Here is an 18,700-nt window from a genome sequence, read left to right on the forward strand (position 1 = left end):
GTGGCGTGGCTCAGTCGGCGGTGGGGAAGCCGTAGCGGGCGGCGTGCTCCGGGTCTGCCGGGTCGACCTGGCGGATGCCGGCGTCGGCGAGGCGCTTGTTCACCTCGTCGAGCCGCTCCCGCACCAGCCGGGCCTCCTCCTCGGTCACCCGGCCGCGGTGCGGCTTGCCGGCGTGCTCGATGGTGCCGTAGTCGACCTTCTCCGCACTCTTGCGGGCCTTCGGCGGCCTCACCCGCTCGGCCGTCCGCAGCAGCTGGGCCATCGGCACGTCGGTGGCCATCGCGTCGAACTCGCTGGCGGTCAGCACCACCCGGCGCGGCTCGCCGCCGCCGTGCCGGTCGTGGATCTCCACCACCGCCACGTCCAGCGCGGCGTCGTCGATGCTCTCCACCTCGACCGGGGTGGCATCCAGTTGCACGGGGCCGGCGACCAGGTCAGGGTGCTCCAGCACGACGACGCGGACCACCTCGTCGTCCCGCTGCAGAACCGTGCCACTGAAGTCGGAGACGTGGATCGTCTTCTTGCCCATGCGCGGAGCTTCTCCTGTCGTAGGCCGAGTTTTCGGACCAGGAGACGCTACCCGACAGGTGTGCGAAAGGCCCGGCTGGAGCGCCCGGGTGTGTCGCCGCTTTCCTTCGCGGGCCTCGTCACAGACCGCCGCGGGGCACGACCCATTCGGCGGGCTGGCCGGTGAGCGCCGCGATCCGGTCGCAGTCGGGTCAGTGGGCGTTGAGGCCGCGCCGGGTGGCGGCGGGTGGCAGTGCGTTCAGCTCGGCCCAGGAGAGCGGGACGCCGCTCCGGGCCTCCCGGTACGGCGGTTGCGCCGGGAACCGCCCGGCGGCCCCGGCCGCCCGCCAGCTCCGCTCGGTGTCCTGCTGGTACCGGTCATTCGGCTGATTCGGCATGACCATTACCGTCCCAGAGAAAGTTGTACATGTATGGAAATAGCTATGACGCTCGATCGATGCGTCAGGTTCCCGCGACCGGCAACCTGACCACGAACCGGCAGCCATCGGTGATGTTCTGTACGTCTACCCGCCCGCCGTGCGCCTCAATCAGCCCGCGCACGATCGCCAGCCCCAGCCCGCCCGAGCCCTCCCCGCCGCCGTTGCCGGGGCGCGGGGTCCGCGCCGGCTCCCCCCGGAACGCCACGTCGAAGAGGCGGGGCAGGTCGGACTCGGGGATTCCGCCGCAGGTGTCCGCCACCGCCAGCCAGGCGGTCTCCGCGTCCCGGCCGGCGTCCACCCGGACCGTGCCGTCCTCCGGCGTGTAGCGGACCGCGTTCAGCAGCAGGTTGCCGACCACCCGGGCCAGCTCCGGCTCGTTGGCGGTCACCGTCGGCCAGCCCGACTCGGCGGCGACCAGCCGGATCCGCCGGGCCGCGGCCAGCGGGGCGGTGCTCGCGAGGGCGTCGGAGACCACGTCGGCCAGCGGCACCGCGGACAGCGACAGCCGCAGCGCGCCCGCGTTGATCCGGGACAGCTCGAACAGGTCGTCGACCAGCCGGGTCATCCGGTCGGTCTCCACCCGGATCCGGCGGTGGTACTCGTCGACGGTCACCGGGTCGCGGACCACCCGGTCCTCGAGCGCCTCGGCCATGGCGCGCAGCCCGGCGAGCGGCGTGCGCAGGTCGTGCGAGACCCAGGCGACCAGGTCCCGGCGCCCCTTCTCGATCCGCCGCTCCCGCTCGCGGGCCTGGTCCGCCCAGACCGCCGCCGCGGCCAGCCGCCGGCCGAAGAGCCAGCCGACCGCGAGGCTCACCACGGCGGCGGCGGAGACGGTGATCAGCACCACCTCCAGGTCGTGCGGGGAGAGGAACATCGCCTCGGCGATCACCGCCACCCCGGCCACCACCGCGGAGACGGTCATGGCGAGCAGCACGACGACGTGCACCAGGATCGAGCGGCCGCGCAGCAGCCGCAGGGCGACCGCCCCGAGCAGCCCGACGCAGAGCGCCGCGGCGAGCGCCGCCCCGAAGATCAGCGCCAGATCACGCATCGGCCGGCTCGTACCGGTAGCCGACGCCCCAGACGGTGACGATCCGGCGGGGGTTGGCCGGGTCGGCCTCGATCTTCTCCCGCAGCCGGCGGACGTGGACGGTGACGGTGGACTGGTCGCCGAAGCTCCAGCCCCAGACCCGGTCCAGCAGCTCCGCCCGGCGGAACGCCCGCGCCGGATGCCGCATCAGGTGGGCCAGCAGGTCGAACTCCCGCAGGGTGAGGGTCAGCTCCCGGCCGTGCAGCCGGGCCACCCGGGGGCCCGTCTGGACCTCCAGGCCGTCGTCGGCGAGCACCTCCGGCGGCGCGACCGGCTCGCCGCCGGCCCGGCGCAGCACCGAACGCACCCGCAGCACCAGCTCCCGGGGGGAGAAGGGCTTGCTCAGGTAGTCGTCCGCGCCCAGCTGGAGGCCGAGGATCCGGTCGGCCTCGTCGCCGCGCGCGGTCAGCATGACGATGGGTACGCCGTCCGGCCGCTCCCGCAGCCGGCGGCAGACCTCCAACCCGTCCAGCACCGGCAGCATCAGGTCGAGCACCACCAGGTGCGGTGGGTGCCGCGCCACGGCGGCCAGCGCGGCGGCCCCGTCGCCGACGTGGTCGACCTGGTAGCCGGCGTGCTCCAGGTACCGGCAGACCACGTCGCTGACCGTCCGGTCGTCGTCGACCACCAGCACCCGCTGCGCCACCGCGTACCTCCCCCTGGTGTCGCCCAGCGTATCGACGGGTGGGCCGGCGCAACCATTGCGAGGTTCTTACGGGCCGCCCGAGGCTCCCGCACCCGGTCAGGACACGGTCCGGAGCAGGTGGTTGACCGCCAGCGCGGTGACCGCCTGCCCGGCCAGCCACCAGCGCCGGTCGCCGGCCGGGAGCCGGGCGACGGCGACCAGCAGCCAGACCGCGAAGGGCAGCCAGATCCGCTCCACCTCGGCCTTGGAGAGCCCGGAGAGGTCGGCGGCGGCCACGGTCAGCGCGGCGGCCAGCGGCAGCCAGACGGCCGGTCCCGCCGTGCCGAGCGGGCCCAGCGCGGTGGTCCGGGCGGGGCCGCGGGTCAGCGCGGCGAGCCGGGCGCGGGCGCCGGCCAGCGCCGGGCGGAGGGTGCGGGCCAGAGCGGGGCCGGCCACCGGGCCGGCGCTGAGCAGCAGCGCGGCCAGGTCCGCCCAGACCCAGTAGGCGTACGGGCGGTCCGCCGCCCAGCCCTGGTAGTAGCGCCGCACGACCAGGTGGTACCCGTCCAGCCACCAGAAGCCGTAGCCGACGAACCCGGCGGTCACCACGGCCACGCCCAGCCCGGCGGTGAGCAGCGCGCGGACCCGGTCGGCGGCCCGCAGCGCCAGCACGGTCAGCGCCAGCAGCCCGGCCAGCACCAGCCCGTACGACAGGTGCAGGGCGACGCCGAGCAGCAGCCCGCCCACCCCGGGCGCCCAGCGTCCCGGACGGGCCAGCAGGGCGAGCCCGGCGGCCACCACGGCGGCGAAGATCCCGTCGGCGGAGGCGCCCACCCAGACCGCGCCGGGCAGCAGCACCAGGAACGGCAGCACGGCGCGGGCGGCCGGCTCGGCACCGAGCGCCCGCAGCGTCACCGGCACCGAGACGCTGACCGTCGCCCCGACCAGGACGCAGGCCAGCGCCGCCGCGGCACCGCCGCCGAGGCCGATCCGGTCCAGCCCGACGAAGACCAGCAGCGCGCCCGGCGGGTGCCCGGCGGTGTGGGTGGACCAGGAGTCGGGCCGGAAGTCGAGGATCCGCTCGGTGAAGCCGGCCAGCATGGCGGGCACGTCCCGCACCCGCGGTACCTCGTGCAGGTACTCGGCCTGCACGGTGAGCCGCTCGGTGAGCCCCGCCCGCCAACCGTCCACCAGGGCCAGCGACAGGGTCCAGGCGACCGTGGCGAGCCAGCCGGCGGCCAGCAGCCGGGGCCAGGAGAGATGCCGGGCGAGGCGGGGACCGCGCGCCACCACGCCGGTTGCGAGCAGCATCGCCGGGAGGGTGCCCCAGCCGGCGTGCGGCCGCCAGGTGGCGTAGAGCGGCGCGGCGTCGGCGTGCAGCCCGGCGTCGCGGTGGTTGAGCACGGCGCCGACCGCCACCGCCGCGGCCAGCAGCGCCGCCTCGACGGCGAGGACGGTCAGGTCGCGCCGGCGGCCGGCGGTCGGGTGGCGGGTCATGGTGACCGCCGAGGCTACGGCCGCCGGCTGCCCGCCGGAAGCGCTCCGAGGGGTACGTCAGCGACTCGTAAGAAACCGTTGCGGCGTAAGGGTTCCGTAACCGCGACGAGGGCCCGGACCAGGGCCGGGGCGGCCTAGCGTCGCCGGCATGGAGACAGAGGTCGACGTGGTGCTGCCGTGCCTGGACGAGGCGGCCGCCCTGCCCGGTGTGCTCGCCGGGCTGCCGCCCGGGTACCGCGCCGTCGTGGTGGACAACGGCTCCATCGACGGCTCGCCCGAGGTGGCCGCCGCACGCGGCGCCCGGGTGGTGCACGAACCCCGACGCGGCTACGGCGCAGCCGTCCACACCGGACTGCTCGCCGCCCGTACCGAGCTGGTCTGCGTGCTGGACGCGGACGGCTCGTTCGACCCGGGGGAGCTGCCCAGGCTGGCCGGGCCGGTGCTGGCGGGCCGGGCCGACCTGGTCGCCGGGCGGCGCCGGCCGGTCACCCGCGCCGCCTGGCCGTGGCACGCCCGCGCCGGCAACGCGCTGCTCGCCGCCGGGCTGCGCCGCCGGGGCGTACCGGTGCACGACCTGAGCCCGATCCGGGTGGCCCGCCGCGCGGCGCTGCTGGACCTCGGCGTCGCGGACCGCGCCTTCGGCTACCCGCTGGAGCTGCTGCTCCGCGCGGCCGCCGCCGGGTGGCGGATCGTCGAGCTGGACGTGCCGTACGCGCCCCGGGCGGCCGGCACCCGGTCGAAGGTCTCCGGCTCGGTCCGGGGCACCGCCCGCGCGGTGCGCGACATGACGGCGGTGCTGCGGGCGGGGGTCGCTCCGGTGAGCGTGAGGAGTGCAGCGGAGCGGAGCCCCGCAGTCGCGAACGAAAGTCGGCTCCGGTGAGCGTGAGGAGTGCAGCGGAGCGGAGCCCCGCAGTCGCGAACGAAGGTCGGCCCTCGTGACGGTGCTGCTGGTGATGGCGAAGGCGCCCGTGCCGGGCCGGGTGAAGACCCGGCTCTGCCCGCCGCTCGATCCCGACCGGGCCGCGGCGGTCGCCGCCGCCGCGCTGCTGGACACCCTCGACGCGGTCCGGGCGGTGCCCGGCGTGGCGCCGGTGCTGGCCCACGCCGGCCCTCTCGACCGCGCGGTACGGGGTGCGGAGATCCGGGCCGCGCTGGCCGGCTGGACCCTGCTGCCCCAGCGCGGCCGCAACCTCGGCGACCGGCTGGCCGCCGCGCACGTGGACGCGGACGCGGCGTTCCCCGGCCGACCGGTGCTGCAGCTCGGCATGGACACCCCGCAGGTCGACGCGGACCTGCTCGGCGCGGCCGTGGCGGCGCTGGCCGGCACGGACGCGGTGCTCGGCCCGGCCGCGGACGGCGGTTGGTGGGCGCTGGGGCTGCGCGACCCGGCGGTGGCGGCGGTGCTGCGGGCGGTGCCGATGTCCACCCCGGTGACCGGGCGGTCGACCCGGGCCGCGCTGGCCGGCCGGGGCCTGCGGGTCGGCGCCCTGCCGGAGCTCGCCGACGTGGACGAGTGGCCGACCGCCGTCGCCGTCGCCGCCGCCGCGCCGGCCGGTCGCTTCGCCGCGGCGGTACGGGAGATCGACCGTGGGCTGACCGGCCGCCTCGCCGGAACGCGGCGGGAGATCGCGGGCCGACCGGCCGGACCGGGGCCGGTCGCGGCGCGCGTGGGCGGGGCCGCCCGGTGACCGGGCCCGCGCTGCTCGCCGGGGGGTTCGAGGCCGCGCTGGCCGAACCCGACGACCGCTGCGGCGAGGACGCGCACTGGCTGGTGCTCGGCGACGGGGTGCGGGTGCCGCTGCCGGTGCGCCGGTGGCACGGGCCTCCCGAGCCGGCCCTGACCGAGGTGGTGCGGCGGTGCACCGGGCCGACCGTCGACCTGGGCTGCGGGCCGGGCCGGCTCACCGCCGCGCTGGCCGAGCGGGGGCTGGTCGCCCTCGGCGTGGACGTCTCGGCGGTCGCCGTCCGGCTGGCCCGGGGCCGGGGCGCGGCGGCCCTCCGCCGGGACGTCCTCGCGCCGCTGCCCGGCGAGGGACGTTGGGCGCACGCCCTGCTGGTCGACGGCAACATCGGCATCGGCGGCGACCCGGTACGCCTGCTGCGCCGCTGCGCCGGCCTGCTGCGTCCCGGCGGCACGGCGCTGGTCGAGCTGGCGCCGCCGGGTGCGGGCCTGTGGCGGGGGCGCGCGCACGTCAGCTCGGGCGGACGTGCCGGCGACGACGAGCGCGGGCCGGCGTTCCGCTGGGCCCGGGTGGGGGTGGAGCTGGCCGAGCCGTTGGCGTCCGCCGCCGGCTTCCGGGTCGCCGCCGTGTTGCCGCTCGACCGCCGCTGGTTCGTCGAACTGGTCCGCCGGTAGGCCGCGCAGCCCTGCCCGACCGCCGGCTCACCCGACCGCGGGCCGGTGCGACGGCAGGGTGGCCGCCGTGGGCGGGGGGCCCGGCTAACGTCCGGGGCGGCCGGGATCCGGACATCCGGGCGGGCCGCCCGGCGTACCGTGATCGTCGGCGTGGCGGACGGTCCGGCGGGTGAGGAGGTGGCCCCGGTGCTCGACCGGCGGTTGTTCCTGCACCTGGCGACCTGGCTGGGGCAGTGGCCGGCCGGTCCGGGGCTGCACGTGGTCCGCTCGCACCGCCGCGCGCGCCCGGCCTGGGACGGCCGGCTGCGCCCCGCCATCGCGGTCGCCGCCCCCGGCTGCGCCGTCCTTTCCGTGCCGCCGGACCGGGTCGAGGCGGTCCGGGCCGTGGCCCGCGGACGCCCGCTGGCGGGCCTGGTGCCCGCGCTGCCGACGGCGGTCGGGCTGCCGGACTGGCCCACCCACGGCGGCGCCTTCCGGTGGAGCCTGGCCCCGGCGCCGCTGCCCGACGTCGGCGAGTGGTCCGCGCCGACCGGGCCGGGGCTGCCGCCCTGGCTGCGCCTCTTCGACCGGGAGGTGCTGGTGGTGCGGGACGCCGACGGGGGATACCTCGCCGGCGCGGGGATCAAACGGCACGACGCCCACGGGCACGAGCTGGCCGTCGGCACGGCAGCGGCCGCCCGGGGGCGGGGGCTGGCCCGGCGGCTCGTCGCGCAGGCGGCCCGGCGGGTGCTCGACGAGGGCGCCGTCCCCACCTACCTGCACGATTTCGGCAACGCCGCGTCGGCCCGGGTGGCCGAGGCGGCCGGCTTCCCGGACCGGGGCTGGACGTCGTACGGGGTCTTCCCGAGCTGACCGCCCTCCGTTTGCCGGGCCGAGCTGAGCCACCGGCGCGCGGACCGTGGATTCCCGGGCCGGATCCACGGTCCGCAGCCATTCCCCAGGCCCCGATGGTGGTGACGCTACGTGTCGGCGAGGGGTGGACAAGGTGTGCCCGGTGGGTTCCCATTGTCCGTTAGCGGACTTGACCTGCGTGTTCTCGGGCTCGGTGCGCCCTCGGCGTCAGTGACGCAGCGTGCGGATCAGGTCGAGCACCTGGCGGGTGACCGGGCGCAGCACCCGCAGTCGGGAGAGCCCGACCAGCCGGTCGACCAGCGGCACCGCGCCGTCGATCAGCTTGCGGGTGCGGACCTGCTCCGGGGACCGGTCGTGCACCCAGTAGAGGACCACTCCCATGTACGCGAGCCAGAGCAGCTCGGGCAGCGCCGGGCGCAGCTCCGCGTCGACCCGGGCGGTGGACCCCTCGAGCACCTCCCGGAACAGCGCGATGGATGCCTCCCGGGGCGCGGAGGACTCGGCGGAGAACGGGCTCATCGGTGAGGTGGGCTCGGCCGCCGTCTTGAAGAAGCTCGCGGCGAACGAGTGGTACGGGGTGAGCACGTCCACGCCGGCGTGCAGCACCCCGGCCAGCCGCGCGGCGAACTCGCGTTCCCGGTCGAGCACCGGGGCGGCCGCCGCCCGGTGCTCGGTCTGGGTGTCCGCGTAGAACTCCTGGATCAGGTGGTCCTTGGAGCCGAAGTAGTAGTAGGCGTTGCCCACCGCCACGCCCGCCTCCTGGGCGATCGCGCGCATCGTCGTCCGGGCGTAGCCGCGCTCCCGGAACAGCCGCATCGCCGTGTCCAGGATGAGCTGCCGGGTCTGCTCACCCCGGGCGGTCGCCGGTTCGCCGGTGGTCGGGCCACCCGCACCGGTCGTCGGGGCAGTCTGCTCGGTCATCGTCGTCACCGTATCCCGGGTCCGGCCGTGATTCCCGGACCAGCTCGCGTACCGAGGAGGCCGTCGCCACCACCCGCCGGGCCAGCGGCAGCAGGTGGGGGCGGGCCAGCCGTTCGGCGGTGGACCGGTGGTCGGCCAGCGCCCAGAGGCAGGCGAACCAGGCGCCGTCCCCGGCGTACACCGCGCCGGTGTCGGCGACGACGGTCAGGTCCCGCAGGGTCGCGTCGTGGTCGAGGCCGGGGAAGCGCCGCCGGGCCTCGGCCGAGCCGGCCGGCACGAACTCCAGGGGTACGAGCTGTGGCCGCGACGCCAGCCACCGCCGGGCCGCCCGGCACAGCGGGCAGTGCGCGTCGTAGAGGACGGTGAACCCGCGGACCCCGCCGGCCCCGTGCCCGGTGGGGTCCGCGGGGGTCGGGCCCGCTCCGCCGCCGTCCGGCGGGGCGCTCATCGCGCGGGTGGCGGCGGCGTCGGGCCGGCCGGCGCGGGGCCACCGGGCCCGGGCGTCCCGGGGCCGGCCATCGCCGGGCCGACCGGCCGGGAGCCGGGCTGCACCGGCAGGTGACCCACCGGCGCGATCGGCGGGCGCGGGGCGAGCTGCCGGAGCCGGTTGCGGCGGTACCGGCCGAGCGCGAAGACGTTGAAGAAGTGCAGCAGGCCGAGGACCAGCAGCACCAGGCCGACCTTCATGGAGAGCTCCTCCAGGGCCTGGCTGGCGGTGACCACCGGGTCGGCGTGCTTCATCGCCACCGTCACGTAGCCGAGGTTGAGCAGGTAGAAGCCGACGACGAGGAGGCTGTTGACCGCGTCGGCCAGCCGCCGGTCGGCGAAGACCTCCTCCAGGAAGACCAGCCCGTTGCGGGAGAGCGCCCGGGCCACCCACACGGTCAGGCCGATGCTGACCGCCAGGTAGATCAGGTACATCCAGACCTTGACGTCCATCGTGCCGCCCTTCTTGAACACGTTCAAATTGAGGTCCGGCTCAGCGTAGGACAGATTTTGAACATGTTCAAGACGGTCCGACGCGGTCGTCCGTGACCGGACCCGGCCCCGCCCGGTATCGTCGCCTCGGCGCCGATCGGCGGTCGCGGAATCGGTTCTCTCACTGGGGCGGGTCATGCAGGTCGGAACGCGCGAGGCGGGGCCCGGCCGCGTGGTCCTCACCCCGGTCGGCGAGATCGACATGGCCAGCGTCCCGGCGTTCGATCAGGTGCTGGACGCTCTCCTCGACCGGCCCGGGGTGGTGGAGATCCTGATCGATCTGGCCGACGTCCCGTTCCTCGACTCGACCGGGGTGGCCGCCCTGCTGCGCGGCGCGGCCGAGGCGGTGGGGCGCGGCGCGACCCTGCGGGTGGCCAACCCGCGGCCGGTGGTGGCGCGGGTCCTGCGGATCACCGCGGTGGACGTCCTGCTCGGCTTGACCGACGGCGACGGCCGCTCCACCGCCGGGCCGGGCTGGCGCAGGCTCAGCTGACCGGGGCCGGTGTCACGGCTCGGCCCGGGCCGTGGCCTCGCCCGACCACTCCACCAGCACGATCGTCTCGTCGTCCCGGGACGCGCCGCCCCGGTGCCCGGCTACCGCCCGGTTCAACCGGCGAAGCGTCTCAGGGGCGGGCAGGCCGGAGCGGATGTGCCGTTCGGCCAGGTCCGCCAGACGGGGCAGCCCGAACATCTCCCCGGCCGCGTTGCGGGCCTCGGTCACCCCGTCGGTGTGTAGCAGCAGCCGGTCGCCCGGCTCCAGCCGCACCTCCGCCACCGTCCTCGGACCCGCCGACACGCCGAGCGGGGTCCGGCGGCCACCGGTCAGCGCCCGGACCGCCCGGCCGTGACGCAGCACCACCGGGGCGGGATGCCCGGCGTTGACGTACCGGAGGGTGCCGGTGGCGGTGTCGAGGTCGGCGAGCACCCCGGTCACGAAGCGTCCGTCGGTCCACTGCGCGCGGATCGCCGCGTCGACCGCCGTCGCCTGGTCGGGCAGGTCCGCTCCGGCCCGCCGGGCCGCCCGGAGCGCGGACAGCGCGACCGAGGTGGTGAGCACCGCGGGCAGCCCGTGCCCCACCCCGTCCATGATCGCCAGCGCGGTCCGTGGACCGTTCAGCGAGTAGTCGAAGGCGTCCCCGCCCACCTCGTAGCAGGGTTCCAGGATGGCGCTGACCACCACCGTGTCGGTGGCGAAGGTGAGCGGCGGCAGCAGTTGCCAGAGCAGCTCGGCCGAGACGGTCATCGGGCGGGTGCGGCGGGTCCGGTGCATGACGTCGGCGTACGCCGCCTTGCTGGCCACCAGGTGACCGATCAGCCCGGCGATCAGCCGGGCACCGTCGCGTACGGCCTCGTCGGTCGGGTCGAGACCGGGCGGGAGGAGCATCTCCAGCAGCCCCAGCCGGTCGGTGCCGTCCACCACCGGCACCCAGAGCCGGCCGTCCTGCCCGGCGCGCACCCGCACCTCGGTGTAGGCACGGCCGGGCAGGCTGGTGTCGATCGGCAGCGGCGCCGGCCGGCCCGGGCCGGGCAGTGGGTGCAGCGACTCCTGCTCGGCGTCGACCAGGTAGGTCGTCACCGTGACGCCGAGCCCGTCCAGCGCCGCGTCCACCACGGTCGTGAGCTGGTCCGGCGGCAGTCGGTGCGACCGGAAGAGCAGGTCGGCCAGCGCGCGGAGCCAGGGCTCGGTGGTGGTCATTCCCGCGGTTTACCCGGGATCGGGCGTGGTCAGACCAGTTCAGCCGGAGAGGCCGAGCACCTGCGCCGCCGCCCGGCCGTTGGCGTGGCTGGCGCCGTACGTGGTGACGAACGCGCGGGCGCCGGTCGGCCGCCAGCGACCAGGCCAGCCCATCTCCACCACGATGACCGGGTGCCTGGCGGCGAGCGCGTCGACCAGCTCCGGGCCGCCCGGGAGCCGGTGCAGGTGCCGGCCCACCAGCACGATCGGCCGGTCCCCGGCGAGCCGGCGCAGCGCCTCCGGATCGGTCTCGCCGGCAACCGCGCGGACCTCCTCGGCGTCGGCGAGGTGCGCGCCCAGCCCCCACGGCACCCGGCCCTCGGCGATGGTGGAGTCCGCGTGCAGCTGCACCACGAGCGGCTTGGCCAGCTCGGCGACGTCGCCCTCGACGCGCACCGCCCGGAGCGCGGCGGCGTACCCGAGGCCGTCGACGCCGGGCGTCGGCGTGCCGGGGGCGCTGGTCCAGGTGGCCAGGTCGGTGGCGCGCCCGGCGGCCTCCTCGACCCGGCCCCGGTCCAGCCGGCCGTCGGCGAGCGCCTCGACGATCTCCGCCGCCACCCGCTCGACCAGCTCGACGTCGACCTTCGCGCCGATGCAGAGCAGGTCGGCCCCGGCGGCCAGGGCCCGGACGGCGGCCGGACCGACGCCGCCCGCGGCCAGCGCGGCGCCCTTCATCTCCAGCGCGTCGGTGATCACGGTGCCGGTGAAGCCGTACTCCCCGCGCAGCAGGTCGACCAGGACCGCCCGGCTGAAGGTGGCCGGGCCGTCGCCGGTCAGCGCCGGCACCCGGATGTGCGCGGTCATCACCGCGCGGACGCCGGCGTCGACGACGGCCGCGAAGGGCGGCAGGTCACGCTGGCGCAGCACGGCCGGCGGCACGTCGACGGTCGGCAGCTCGTGGTGGGAGTCGGCGACGGTCGCGCCGTGGCCCGGGAAGTGCTTCGCGCAGGCGGCCACCCCGGCCGACTGGAGGCCGGCCACCGCCGCGGCCGAGTGGGCGGCCACCCGGGCCGGGTCGGCGCCGAACGAGCGGGTGCCGATGACCGGGTTCTCGTCCGCGGTGTTGACGTCGACGGTGGGGGCCAGGTCGACGGTGATGCCGAGGGCGGCCAGCTCCGCGCCGATCGCCGCGTAGACCTGGCGGGTCAGCACCACGTCGTCGATCGCGCCGAGCGCGGCGTTGCCCGGGTACGGGCTGCCGGTGGCGTGGGCCAGTCGGGTGACGTCACCGCCCTCCTCGTCGATCGCGATGATGACGTCCGGCCGGCCGGCCCGCAGCGCGGCGGTGGCCGCCGCCACCTGGGCCGGGTCGTGGACGTTGGTGCCGAACAGGGTGTGCCCGGCGAGCCCCTCGGCCAGCAGGTCCACCGCCCAGTCGGGCGGGACCGGCCCCGGGTACGCGGCGAGCAGGGTGCCCAGCGCGAGCCGGCGAAGTCCTGGATCCAACCCCACGTGTTGCCCCTTTCGGTGCCGGACGGCACGAGTGTCGCACCGGAGCGGCCGTCCCGGACGGCGTCGCTGCCGGGTCGTCCGAAGACTCCGGTTCCGGGTGGCCGATACGCTAGCGGGCACCCGTCTGCAGGTTTTTGTGGTTAGCAAAGTTTACTGAAAATAGAGGACGTGGCATGAGTGCGACCCGGCTGCCCGGCACCCCCCGCCTGTTGCGGGCGCTCAACGACCGCGCGGCGCTGGAACTCCTCCTCGAGCAAGGCCCCCTCACCCGGGCCCGGCTGGGCGAGCTGACCGGGCTGTCCAAGGTCACCGCCTCCCAGCTGGTGGAGCGGCTGGAGGAGCGGGGCCTGGTCACCCGGGTCGGCGAGCAGGCCGGCGGGCGGGGCCCGAACGCCCAGCTCTACGCGGTCCGGCCGGGCAGCGCCCACGTGGTCGGCGTGGACGTCGGCGCGGAGCGGGTGGTGGCGGCCTGCGCCGACATCACCGGCGCGGTGATCGGCCGGGTCGAGCAGTCCACGAAGGACACCGACGACCCGGTGGGCGTGGTGCACAACGCGGTGGTGCGGGCGGCGAGCAGCGCGGGCGCGGAGCTGTCCAGCGTGCGGCGGATCGTGCTCGGCACTCCCGGCCTGGTCGACCCGGGCACCGGGGACATCACCTTCGCGTTCAACCTGCCGCGCTGGCACAGCGGTCTGCTCGCCGCGCTCCGCGAGGACCTGCACACCGCGGTGGTCTTCGAGAACGACGTCAACCTCGCCGCCGTCGCCGAGGCGCAGTCCGGCGCCGCGCAGGGAGTGTCGGACTTCGTGCTGGTCTGGGTGGGGGCGGGCGTCGGTCTGGCGATCGTGCTCGGCGGCCGACTGCACCACGGCAGCAGCGGCGCGGCCGGCGAGATCGGCTATTTGCCGGTCCCCGGGGCGTCGATCCCGCGGGACGTCTCCAAGCGGGCCAAGCCGGCGTTCCAGCAGCTCGCCGGCGCCGACGCGGTCAGTGCGGTCGCCGCCGAGCACGGCTTCGCCGCGGACACCGCGGCCGACGCGGTGCGCGCCGCCATCGCCGCCGGCGCGGCGGGCGGGCCGGTCCTCGACGAGCTGGCCCGCCGGCTGGCTCTCGGGGTGGCCAGCACCTGCGTGGTGCTGGATCCGCCGCTGGTGGTGCTCGCCGGTGAGGTGGGCCAGGCCGGCGGGGCGGCGCTGGCCGAGCGGGTGCAGCACGAGGTCGCGGCGATCACGCTGGTCCGACCCCGGGTGGTGCCCACCGGGCTCACCGAGGAGCCGATCCTGCGGGGCGCGCTGCGCACCGCGCTGGACGCGGTCCGCGACGAGGTGTTCGGCTCGACGGTCGGCTGACCGGCCGGCGCCCCCGCCGGCCGGTGCCGTCGTCGGTGGCGCCGCCATGTGAAGGAATTCTTCACGAGCTGGGTTGTCTCTGCAAGGAGTTGCCGCGCACGGAACGGCCCCCGCCGCGGCGGAGGCCGTTCCGTGCGATCAGATCAGGTCGCGGCGGCGGAACGCGGTGAAGGCGGCCACCACCAGCGCCGCGGTCAGACCGAGCAGTACCACCAGCCCCGACGCCCAGCTCAGGGGGTAGACGTTGTCGCAGAAGCCGCTCGTGTCCCCCTGACACGCGTGGCTGTCCCAGAACTCGGCCCTCCCGGTGAGCCAGGCGGCCACGTAGCTGGAGAGCATCCACCGGTCCGGGCGGGCCGCCCCGACGATCTGCAGCACCAGCCGGGCACCCAGCTCCCACACCACCAGGTACGCGGCCACGGTCCCCAGCGCCGCCGACGTGTGCCGGCCCAGCGTGGCGATCGCGAAGCCCGACGCCGCGGCCAGCAGCACCAGCACCAGTCCCCGCCCGTACGTCGCGCTCAACGACTGCCAGAACTCGCCGTCCAGCCGCCCCGGCAGCCCGGCGGTCTGCCCGATCATCCAGAACACGGCCAGGTACGCCGCCGACGCCGCCGCCGAGAGCACCAGCAGCGCGCCCAGCAGGGTGCCGAGCTTCGCGCCGAGCACCGCCCACCGGCGGGGCCGCCAGAGCAGCAGGTTCACCACCCCGCCGGAGTTCAGGTCGGCCCCGATGTACGACGCCCCGACCAGGAAGCCGAAGAGCATCAGGAAGGCGACGAGGAAGTAGAGCAGCGGGCGGGCCTGGTTGGCGAAGACGAAGACGCCGCTGAGGAAGTCCGCCGCAACCGGCACCTTCTCCATCCGGACCGGGTCGATCTCGCTGCAGTCCGCGGGGACGTAGTCGCTCTCGTCCGGCGCGACCGTCCCCGCCTTGATCCGCAGGCACCGGTCGTGCGCCGCCTCCATGCTGCTGCGCTGCTCGGCGGCCTGGGCCTGGGCCCGGCTCATCTCGTCCGGGCTCGGCCGGTGCGACCCGGCGAGCGTGGTTGCCGCGGTGACCGCGAACGCGGCCAGCAGCAGCACCACCATCAACTGCACGAAGCGGCGCGCGGAGAGCCGCTCCAACTCGGCACGGACCAGGTTCACGCCCCCACCTCCCGGTTCTCGCGCGCGTCGAGTTCGATCACCGCGTCGTGCGGCCCGTCGTCCGGGCGGACCGAACCGTCCACCTGACGGGGCACCGTCGGGTGCGGCATGGTCCCGGTCAGCTCCAGGAAGACGCTCTCCAGGTCCGGCCGGAGCGGGACCAGCTCGCGTACCCAGAGGCCCTGCTCGCCCAGCGTGCGGCTGATCAGCTCCGGCTCGTCCACCCCGGCGACCACCAGGTGGTCGGGGTGCGCGGTGACCGCGAGCCCGAGCGTCCGCAAAAGCTCCGCCGCGCGCTCCGGCTCGGCCACCCGGACCTGCCACTCGTGCTGGTCGAAACCGGCGAGCACCTCGCCCACCGGCCCGGCCGCCACCCGGCGGCCCCGGCTGATGATCGTCACGTGGTCGCAGATCAGCTGGATCTCGGCGAGGATGTGGCTGGAGAGCAGCACCGTCACGCCCGACGCCGAAAGCGACCGCATCAAGTCCCGCATCTCCCGGATCCCGGCCGGGTCCAGCCCGTTCGCCGGCTCGTCCAGGATCAGCAGCTCCGGGCTCTTCAGCAACGCCGACGCCACCGCCAGCCGCTGCTTCATGCCCAGCGAGTAGCCCTTGACCCGCTCGTCGCCCCGATCGCGCAGGCCGACCTGCTCCAGCACCTCGTCCACCCGGCTGGTCGGCACGCCCCCGGCCACGGCGAGCAGCCGCAGCGTCCGGTGCGCGGTGAAGTTGCCGAAGAACTGCGGGCTCTCCACGATCGCGCCGACTTTGCCGGCGACCTCGGGCAGCCGCTCCGGCGAGCGCGCCCCGAGCACGCTCATCCGGCCGCCGTCGGCCCGGACCAGCCCCAGCAGGGCGCGCAGCGTGGTGGTCTTGCCCGAACCGTTGGGCCCGAGGAAGCCGTGCACCTGGCCGGCCTCCACCAGCAGATCGAAACCGTCGACGGCGACCCGACGCCCGTGGCGGAGCGTGTGGAAGGTCTTACGGAGACCGTCGATCTCGATGACCGCGCTCATCCGCGCGGCTCCTGACAGGGCATGGACCGTCCTCCGGGTAGGTGACCAACGACACGGCGCCTCACCCTATGGCGGTGGCGCCGCCCGTGGGGGGCAGCTCGCGCGGTGCGTGATTGGATGGACCGGTGACTGGTGACCTGATCCCCGCCGCCGCCGGCGCCCCCGCCGCCCCCTCGACCGTGGACGCGGATCTGGTGGTCAGCCTCGACGGGGTCGGCGTCAAGCGCTCCGGCACCGCGTTGCTGCACGACGTCGACTGGCGGGTCGAGCTGGACGAGCGCTGGGTGGTGCTCGGGCCGAACGGGGCCGGCAAGACGACCCTGCTCAACCTGGCCGCCGGGCGGCTGCACCCGACCACCGGCGTCGCGCACGTGCTCGGCGAGCGGATCGGCCGCACCGACGTCAACGAGCTGCGGATGCGGATCGGCCTCTCCACCGCCGCGCTGGCCGAGCGGGTCCCCGCCGACGAGCGGGTCAGCGACGTCGTGGTCACCGCCGCCTGGTCGGTGGTGGGCCGCTGGCGGGAGAGCTACGACCGCACCGACGAGGCCCGCGCCCGGGCCCTGCTCGGGCAGCTCGGCATCGGGCACCTGGCCGACCGCGCGTACGGCACGCTCTCGGAGGGGGAGCGCAAGCGGGTGCAGATCGCCCGCGCGCTGATGACCGACCCCGAGCTGCTGCTCCTCGACGAGCCGGCCGCCGGGCTCGACCTGGGCGGTCGCGAGGACCTGGTGGCCCGGCTGGCCGAGCTGGCGTACGACCCCGACGCCCCGGCGCTGGTGCTGGTGACCCACCACGTGGAGGAGATCCCGCCGGGCTTCACGCACGCGCTGCTGCTGCGCGAGGGCGGCGTGGTGGCGCAGGGCCTGCTCGCCGACACCCTCACCGCCGACAACCTCTCGAAGACCTTCGGCCTGCCCCTGGTCGTCGAGCGCTCCGGCGACCGCTGGACCGCCCGCGCCGCCTGAGGCGGAAAGGAACACCGTGCAGCAGACCCGGGTGGCCGTGGTGGGCAGCGCCAACATGGACCTGGTCGGCACCGCGCCCGCGCTGCCCCGGCCGGGGGAGACCCTGCTCGGCAGCGACTTCGTCATGCTCCCCGGGGGCAAGGGCGCCAACCAGGCGATCGCCGCGGTCCGCGCCGGGGCGTCCTGCGTCTTCCTCGGCGCGATCGGCTCGGACGCCTTCGGGGTCACCCTCAAGGCCCGGATCACCGCCGCCGGAGTGGACACCAGCCAGCTCCGGGTGGTGTACGGGGCCTCCGGGGTGGCGCTGGTCATGGTGGGCGCCGAGGGGGAGAACGCGATCCTGGTGACGCCCGGCGCCAACGGGGCGTTCGTCGGGCTGACCGAGGGCGAGCTGCACGCCGTACGCGAGGCGGACGTGCTGATCGCCCAGCTGGAGGTGCCGGTCGAGACGGTGACCGAGGCGGCGGTCGCGGCCCGGGACGCCGGCACCCGGGTGATCCTCAACGCGGCGCCGGCCCGGCAGGTGCCGGCGGACCTGCTCGCCGCGGTGGACCTGCTGGTGGTCAACGAGACCGAGGCGCAGGCGCTCACCGGTCGGGGCCGGGACGAGCCGGCGGCGCTGCTCGACCTGGTGCCCCGGGCGGTGCTCACCCTCGGCGCGCAGGGCGCCTGGTACGGCGACCGGGACGGCCGGTCGGTGCACGTCCCGCCGGTCAAGGTCGAGGCGGTGGACTCCACCGCGGCCGGTGACGCGTTCACCGCCGCCCTCGCCGTCGCCTGGGGCGAGGGACGGGAGCTGGTCGACGCGGTGCACTGGGCGGCGGCGGCCGGGGCGGCCTGCGTACGGCGGCTCGGCGCCTCGGTGGCGCTGCCCCGCCGGGTCGAGATCGACGAGCTGTACGTCCCGCCCGCCTGACCCGGCCCGCCGTTCCGGTTCCGGGCCGGTCAGTCGGCCGGTTCGTCGGTCAGCCGCTCACCCCGGCGGCGCAGCATGCCCAGCCCGGGGATGCCGGCGACGGCCAGCTTGAGATCGCGGGTGACGTCGAGCAGGTCGTGCAGGTCCGGGCCGACCCGGTCCAGGGTGGCCAGGATCGGCAGGATGTCCGCGGTCAGGTGCTCCTTGAGCTTCGGCAGCTCGTCGACGAGCCGGATCGCCGCGGTCACCTCGTCGTGGCTGAGCTGCTCGACGAAGCGGGTCGCCATCGGCGCGGCCCGGCGCAGCGCCGGCTCGTACGCGGCCAGCAGCTCGGCGGCGGTGCCGGCGGCCTCCTCGGCGGCGATGACCGTGCCGGCGGCCCGCCCGGCCACCGCGTCCGCCTCGGCGACCACCGTGCCGGCGGCCCGGGCCACCCGCTCGGCCTCGCCCACCACCACGGCCGCGGCGGCGGAGACCCGCTCGGCCTCGCCCACCACCACGGCGGCCGCCGCGGCGACCTCGGTGGCGGTCTCGATGGCGGTGGTGGCGGCGGCGCTGATCACCGCGACCTCGCGGACCGCCGCCTCGGCGTCGTCGAGCACCCGGTCGGTGCGGTCCAGGGTGCCCTCGATCCGGTCCACCACCCCGTTGATCCGGTGCAGCAGCGCCTCCACCCCGTCGAGCACCGCGACGGCGCGGGCCGGTACGGTGGCGAACGACGCGGCCGAGCCGAACGCCTGGTCCAGGGCGGAGCGGGTGAGGCCGACGACGGCGCCGGGCCGGGGGAGGGGAATCGCCATGTCCCCCAGTGTGCGTCGGGTCCGCCAGCGGCGCGCGGCGGCGACGGCG

Annotated in this window: 20 protein-coding genes and 1 pseudogene; 8 read left to right on the plus strand and 13 right to left on the minus strand. The window is 76.1% G+C overall.

The window, feature by feature from the left end:
- Positions 1-10 precede the first annotated feature (10 nt).
- The 5 genes from ACTWO6_RS07225 to ACTWO6_RS07245 form a co-directional block, all read right to left on the minus strand.
- Entirely contained in the window at positions 11-529 is a 519-nt protein-coding gene (locus tag ACTWO6_RS07225; protein ID WP_446218882.1) for a hypothetical protein, read from the minus strand.
- Between the two features lie 190 nt (positions 530-719).
- Positions 720-905, minus strand: coding sequence for a DNA repair protein (locus ACTWO6_RS07230; protein WP_446218883.1), 186 nt, complete (start codon positions 903-905; stop codon positions 720-722).
- Positions 906-969: 64 nt separating this feature from the next.
- A complete protein-coding gene (locus ACTWO6_RS07235; RefSeq protein ID WP_446218884.1) occupies positions 970-1,998 on the minus strand; it encodes a sensor histidine kinase in 1,029 nt (342 codons plus the stop codon).
- Positions 1,991-2,683 carry a response regulator transcription factor gene (locus ACTWO6_RS07240; RefSeq protein WP_446218885.1) on the minus strand — a complete coding sequence of 231 codons (693 nt, stop codon included), beginning with the start codon at positions 2,681-2,683 and terminating at the stop codon, positions 1,991-1,993. The genes ACTWO6_RS07235 and ACTWO6_RS07240 overlap by 8 nt, the downstream gene beginning before the upstream one ends.
- A 96-nt stretch (positions 2,684-2,779) precedes the next feature.
- Positions 2,780-4,159, minus strand: coding sequence for a hypothetical protein (locus ACTWO6_RS07245; RefSeq protein WP_446218886.1), 1,380 nt, complete (start codon positions 4,157-4,159; stop codon positions 2,780-2,782).
- Between the two features lie 148 nt (positions 4,160-4,307).
- Between ACTWO6_RS07245 and ACTWO6_RS07250 the strand changes: the two are divergent.
- The 4 genes and pseudogenes from ACTWO6_RS07250 to ACTWO6_RS07265 form a co-directional block, all read left to right on the plus strand.
- Positions 4,308-4,964, plus strand: a pseudogene (locus ACTWO6_RS07250) (glycosyltransferase family 2 protein); the annotation flags it as partial.
- A 130-nt stretch (positions 4,965-5,094) separates the two neighbouring features.
- Positions 5,095-5,847 (plus strand): TIGR04282 family arsenosugar biosynthesis glycosyltransferase, encoded by a 753-nt coding sequence (locus ACTWO6_RS07255; protein WP_446218887.1) that lies wholly within the window; start codon positions 5,095-5,097, stop codon positions 5,845-5,847.
- Complete coding sequence (locus ACTWO6_RS07260) at positions 5,844-6,515, plus strand: class I SAM-dependent methyltransferase (RefSeq protein WP_446218888.1); 672 nt, start codon at positions 5,844-5,846, stop codon at positions 6,513-6,515. The genes ACTWO6_RS07255 and ACTWO6_RS07260 overlap by 4 nt, the downstream gene beginning before the upstream one ends.
- A 186-nt stretch (positions 6,516-6,701) precedes the next feature.
- Positions 6,702-7,367 carry a GNAT family N-acetyltransferase gene (locus ACTWO6_RS07265; protein WP_446220580.1) on the plus strand — a complete coding sequence of 222 codons (666 nt, stop codon included), beginning with the start codon at positions 6,702-6,704 and terminating at the stop codon, positions 7,365-7,367.
- 207 nt (positions 7,368-7,574) lie between these two features.
- Here the strand turns inward: ACTWO6_RS07265 and ACTWO6_RS07270 are convergent, their stop codons facing one another.
- From ACTWO6_RS07270 to ACTWO6_RS07280, 3 genes are read right to left on the minus strand one after another with little or no spacing between them, the layout of a single operon-like run.
- Positions 7,575-8,288, minus strand: a complete 714-nt coding sequence (locus ACTWO6_RS07270; RefSeq protein WP_446218889.1) for a TetR family transcriptional regulator — start codon at positions 8,286-8,288, stop codon at positions 7,575-7,577.
- A complete protein-coding gene (locus ACTWO6_RS07275; RefSeq protein ID WP_446218890.1) occupies positions 8,215-8,736 on the minus strand; it encodes a thiol-disulfide oxidoreductase DCC family protein in 522 nt (173 codons plus the stop codon). Before ACTWO6_RS07275 ends, ACTWO6_RS07270 begins: the two co-directional genes overlap by 74 nt.
- A complete protein-coding gene (locus ACTWO6_RS07280) occupies positions 8,733-9,248 on the minus strand; it encodes a hypothetical protein (protein ID WP_446218891.1) in 516 nt (171 codons plus the stop codon). The genes ACTWO6_RS07275 and ACTWO6_RS07280 overlap by 4 nt, the downstream gene beginning before the upstream one ends.
- 154 nt (positions 9,249-9,402) lie before the next feature.
- Here ACTWO6_RS07280 and ACTWO6_RS07285 point away from each other — a divergent pair, with 154 nt between their 5' ends.
- Positions 9,403-9,759 (plus strand): STAS domain-containing protein, encoded by a 357-nt coding sequence (locus tag ACTWO6_RS07285; protein WP_446218892.1) that lies wholly within the window; start codon positions 9,403-9,405, stop codon positions 9,757-9,759.
- Positions 9,760-9,771: 12 nt separating this feature from the next.
- Here ACTWO6_RS07285 and ACTWO6_RS07290 read toward each other — a convergent pair whose 3' ends face one another.
- Both ACTWO6_RS07290 and ACTWO6_RS07295 read right to left on the minus strand, forming a co-directional pair.
- Entirely contained in the window at positions 9,772-10,962 is a 1,191-nt protein-coding gene (locus tag ACTWO6_RS07290) for a PP2C family protein-serine/threonine phosphatase (RefSeq protein ID WP_446218893.1), read from the minus strand.
- Between the two features lie 39 nt (positions 10,963-11,001).
- Positions 11,002-12,453, minus strand: a complete 1,452-nt coding sequence (locus tag ACTWO6_RS07295) for a glycoside hydrolase family 3 protein (protein WP_446218894.1) — start codon at positions 12,451-12,453, stop codon at positions 11,002-11,004.
- A 173-nt stretch (positions 12,454-12,626) separates the two neighbouring features.
- Here ACTWO6_RS07295 and ACTWO6_RS07300 point away from each other — a divergent pair, with 173 nt between their 5' ends.
- Positions 12,627-13,802 (plus strand): ROK family transcriptional regulator, encoded by a 1,176-nt coding sequence (locus tag ACTWO6_RS07300; RefSeq protein WP_446218895.1) that lies wholly within the window; start codon positions 12,627-12,629, stop codon positions 13,800-13,802.
- Between the two features lie 138 nt (positions 13,803-13,940).
- Here ACTWO6_RS07300 and ACTWO6_RS07305 read toward each other — a convergent pair whose 3' ends face one another.
- The gene (locus ACTWO6_RS07305) at positions 13,941-14,951 is read right to left on the minus strand and encodes an ABC transporter permease subunit (protein ID WP_446218896.1); all 1,011 of its coding nucleotides are present in this window, start codon (positions 14,949-14,951) and stop codon (positions 13,941-13,943) included.
- Complete coding sequence (locus ACTWO6_RS07310; RefSeq protein ID WP_446218897.1) at positions 14,948-15,967, minus strand: ABC transporter ATP-binding protein; 1,020 nt, start codon at positions 15,965-15,967, stop codon at positions 14,948-14,950. The genes ACTWO6_RS07305 and ACTWO6_RS07310 overlap by 4 nt, the downstream gene beginning before the upstream one ends.
- A gap of 125 nt (positions 15,968-16,092) precedes the next feature.
- Here ACTWO6_RS07310 and ACTWO6_RS07315 point away from each other — a divergent pair, with 125 nt between their 5' ends.
- Both ACTWO6_RS07315 and ACTWO6_RS07320 read left to right on the plus strand, forming a co-directional pair.
- Positions 16,093-16,935, plus strand: coding sequence for an ABC transporter ATP-binding protein (locus tag ACTWO6_RS07315; RefSeq protein WP_446218898.1), 843 nt, complete (start codon positions 16,093-16,095; stop codon positions 16,933-16,935).
- Between the two features lie 16 nt (positions 16,936-16,951).
- On the plus strand, positions 16,952-17,851 hold the full coding sequence (locus tag ACTWO6_RS07320) for a ribokinase (RefSeq protein WP_446218899.1): 900 nt from the start codon (positions 16,952-16,954) through the stop codon (positions 17,849-17,851).
- Between the two features lie 29 nt (positions 17,852-17,880).
- Here ACTWO6_RS07320 and ACTWO6_RS07325 read toward each other — a convergent pair whose 3' ends face one another.
- Complete coding sequence (locus ACTWO6_RS07325; RefSeq protein ID WP_446218900.1) at positions 17,881-18,651, minus strand: hypothetical protein; 771 nt, start codon at positions 18,649-18,651, stop codon at positions 17,881-17,883.
- Positions 18,652-18,700: the final 49 nt, after the last annotated feature.

The sequence above is a fragment of the Micromonospora sp. IBHARD004 genome (assembly GCF_052814115.1).

What these genes read in the sequence shown, in the direction of transcription:
- ACTWO6_RS07225 (WP_446218882.1), bottom strand. Translation starts at nt 529, where the DNA reads ATGGGCAAGAAGACGATCCACGTCTCCGACTTCAGTGGCACGGTTCTG.
- ACTWO6_RS07230 (WP_446218883.1), bottom strand. Translation starts at nt 905, where the DNA reads ATGCCGAATCAGCCGAATGACCGGTACCAGCAGGACACCGAGCGGAGC.
- ACTWO6_RS07235 (WP_446218884.1), bottom strand. Translation starts at nt 1,998, where the DNA reads ATGCGTGATCTGGCGCTGATCTTCGGGGCGGCGCTCGCCGCGGCGCTC.
- ACTWO6_RS07245 (WP_446218886.1), bottom strand. Translation starts at nt 4,159, where the DNA reads ATGACCCGCCACCCGACCGCCGGCCGCCGGCGCGACCTGACCGTCCTC.
- ACTWO6_RS07270 (WP_446218889.1), bottom strand. Translation starts at nt 8,288, where the DNA reads ATGACCGAGCAGACTGCCCCGACGACCGGTGCGGGTGGCCCGACCACC.
- ACTWO6_RS07275 (WP_446218890.1), bottom strand. Translation starts at nt 8,736, where the DNA reads ATGAGCGCCCCGCCGGACGGCGGCGGAGCGGGCCCGACCCCCGCGGAC.
- ACTWO6_RS07285 (WP_446218892.1), top strand. Translation starts at nt 9,403, where the DNA reads ATGCAGGTCGGAACGCGCGAGGCGGGGCCCGGCCGCGTGGTCCTCACC.
- ACTWO6_RS07290 (WP_446218893.1), bottom strand. Translation starts at nt 10,962, where the DNA reads ATGACCACCACCGAGCCCTGGCTCCGCGCGCTGGCCGACCTGCTCTTC.
- ACTWO6_RS07300 (WP_446218895.1), top strand. Translation starts at nt 12,627, where the DNA reads ATGAGTGCGACCCGGCTGCCCGGCACCCCCCGCCTGTTGCGGGCGCTC.
- ACTWO6_RS07310 (WP_446218897.1), bottom strand. Translation starts at nt 15,967, where the DNA reads ATGAGCGCGGTCATCGAGATCGACGGTCTCCGTAAGACCTTCCACACG.
- ACTWO6_RS07325 (WP_446218900.1), bottom strand. Translation starts at nt 18,651, where the DNA reads ATGGCGATTCCCCTCCCCCGGCCCGGCGCCGTCGTCGGCCTCACCCGC.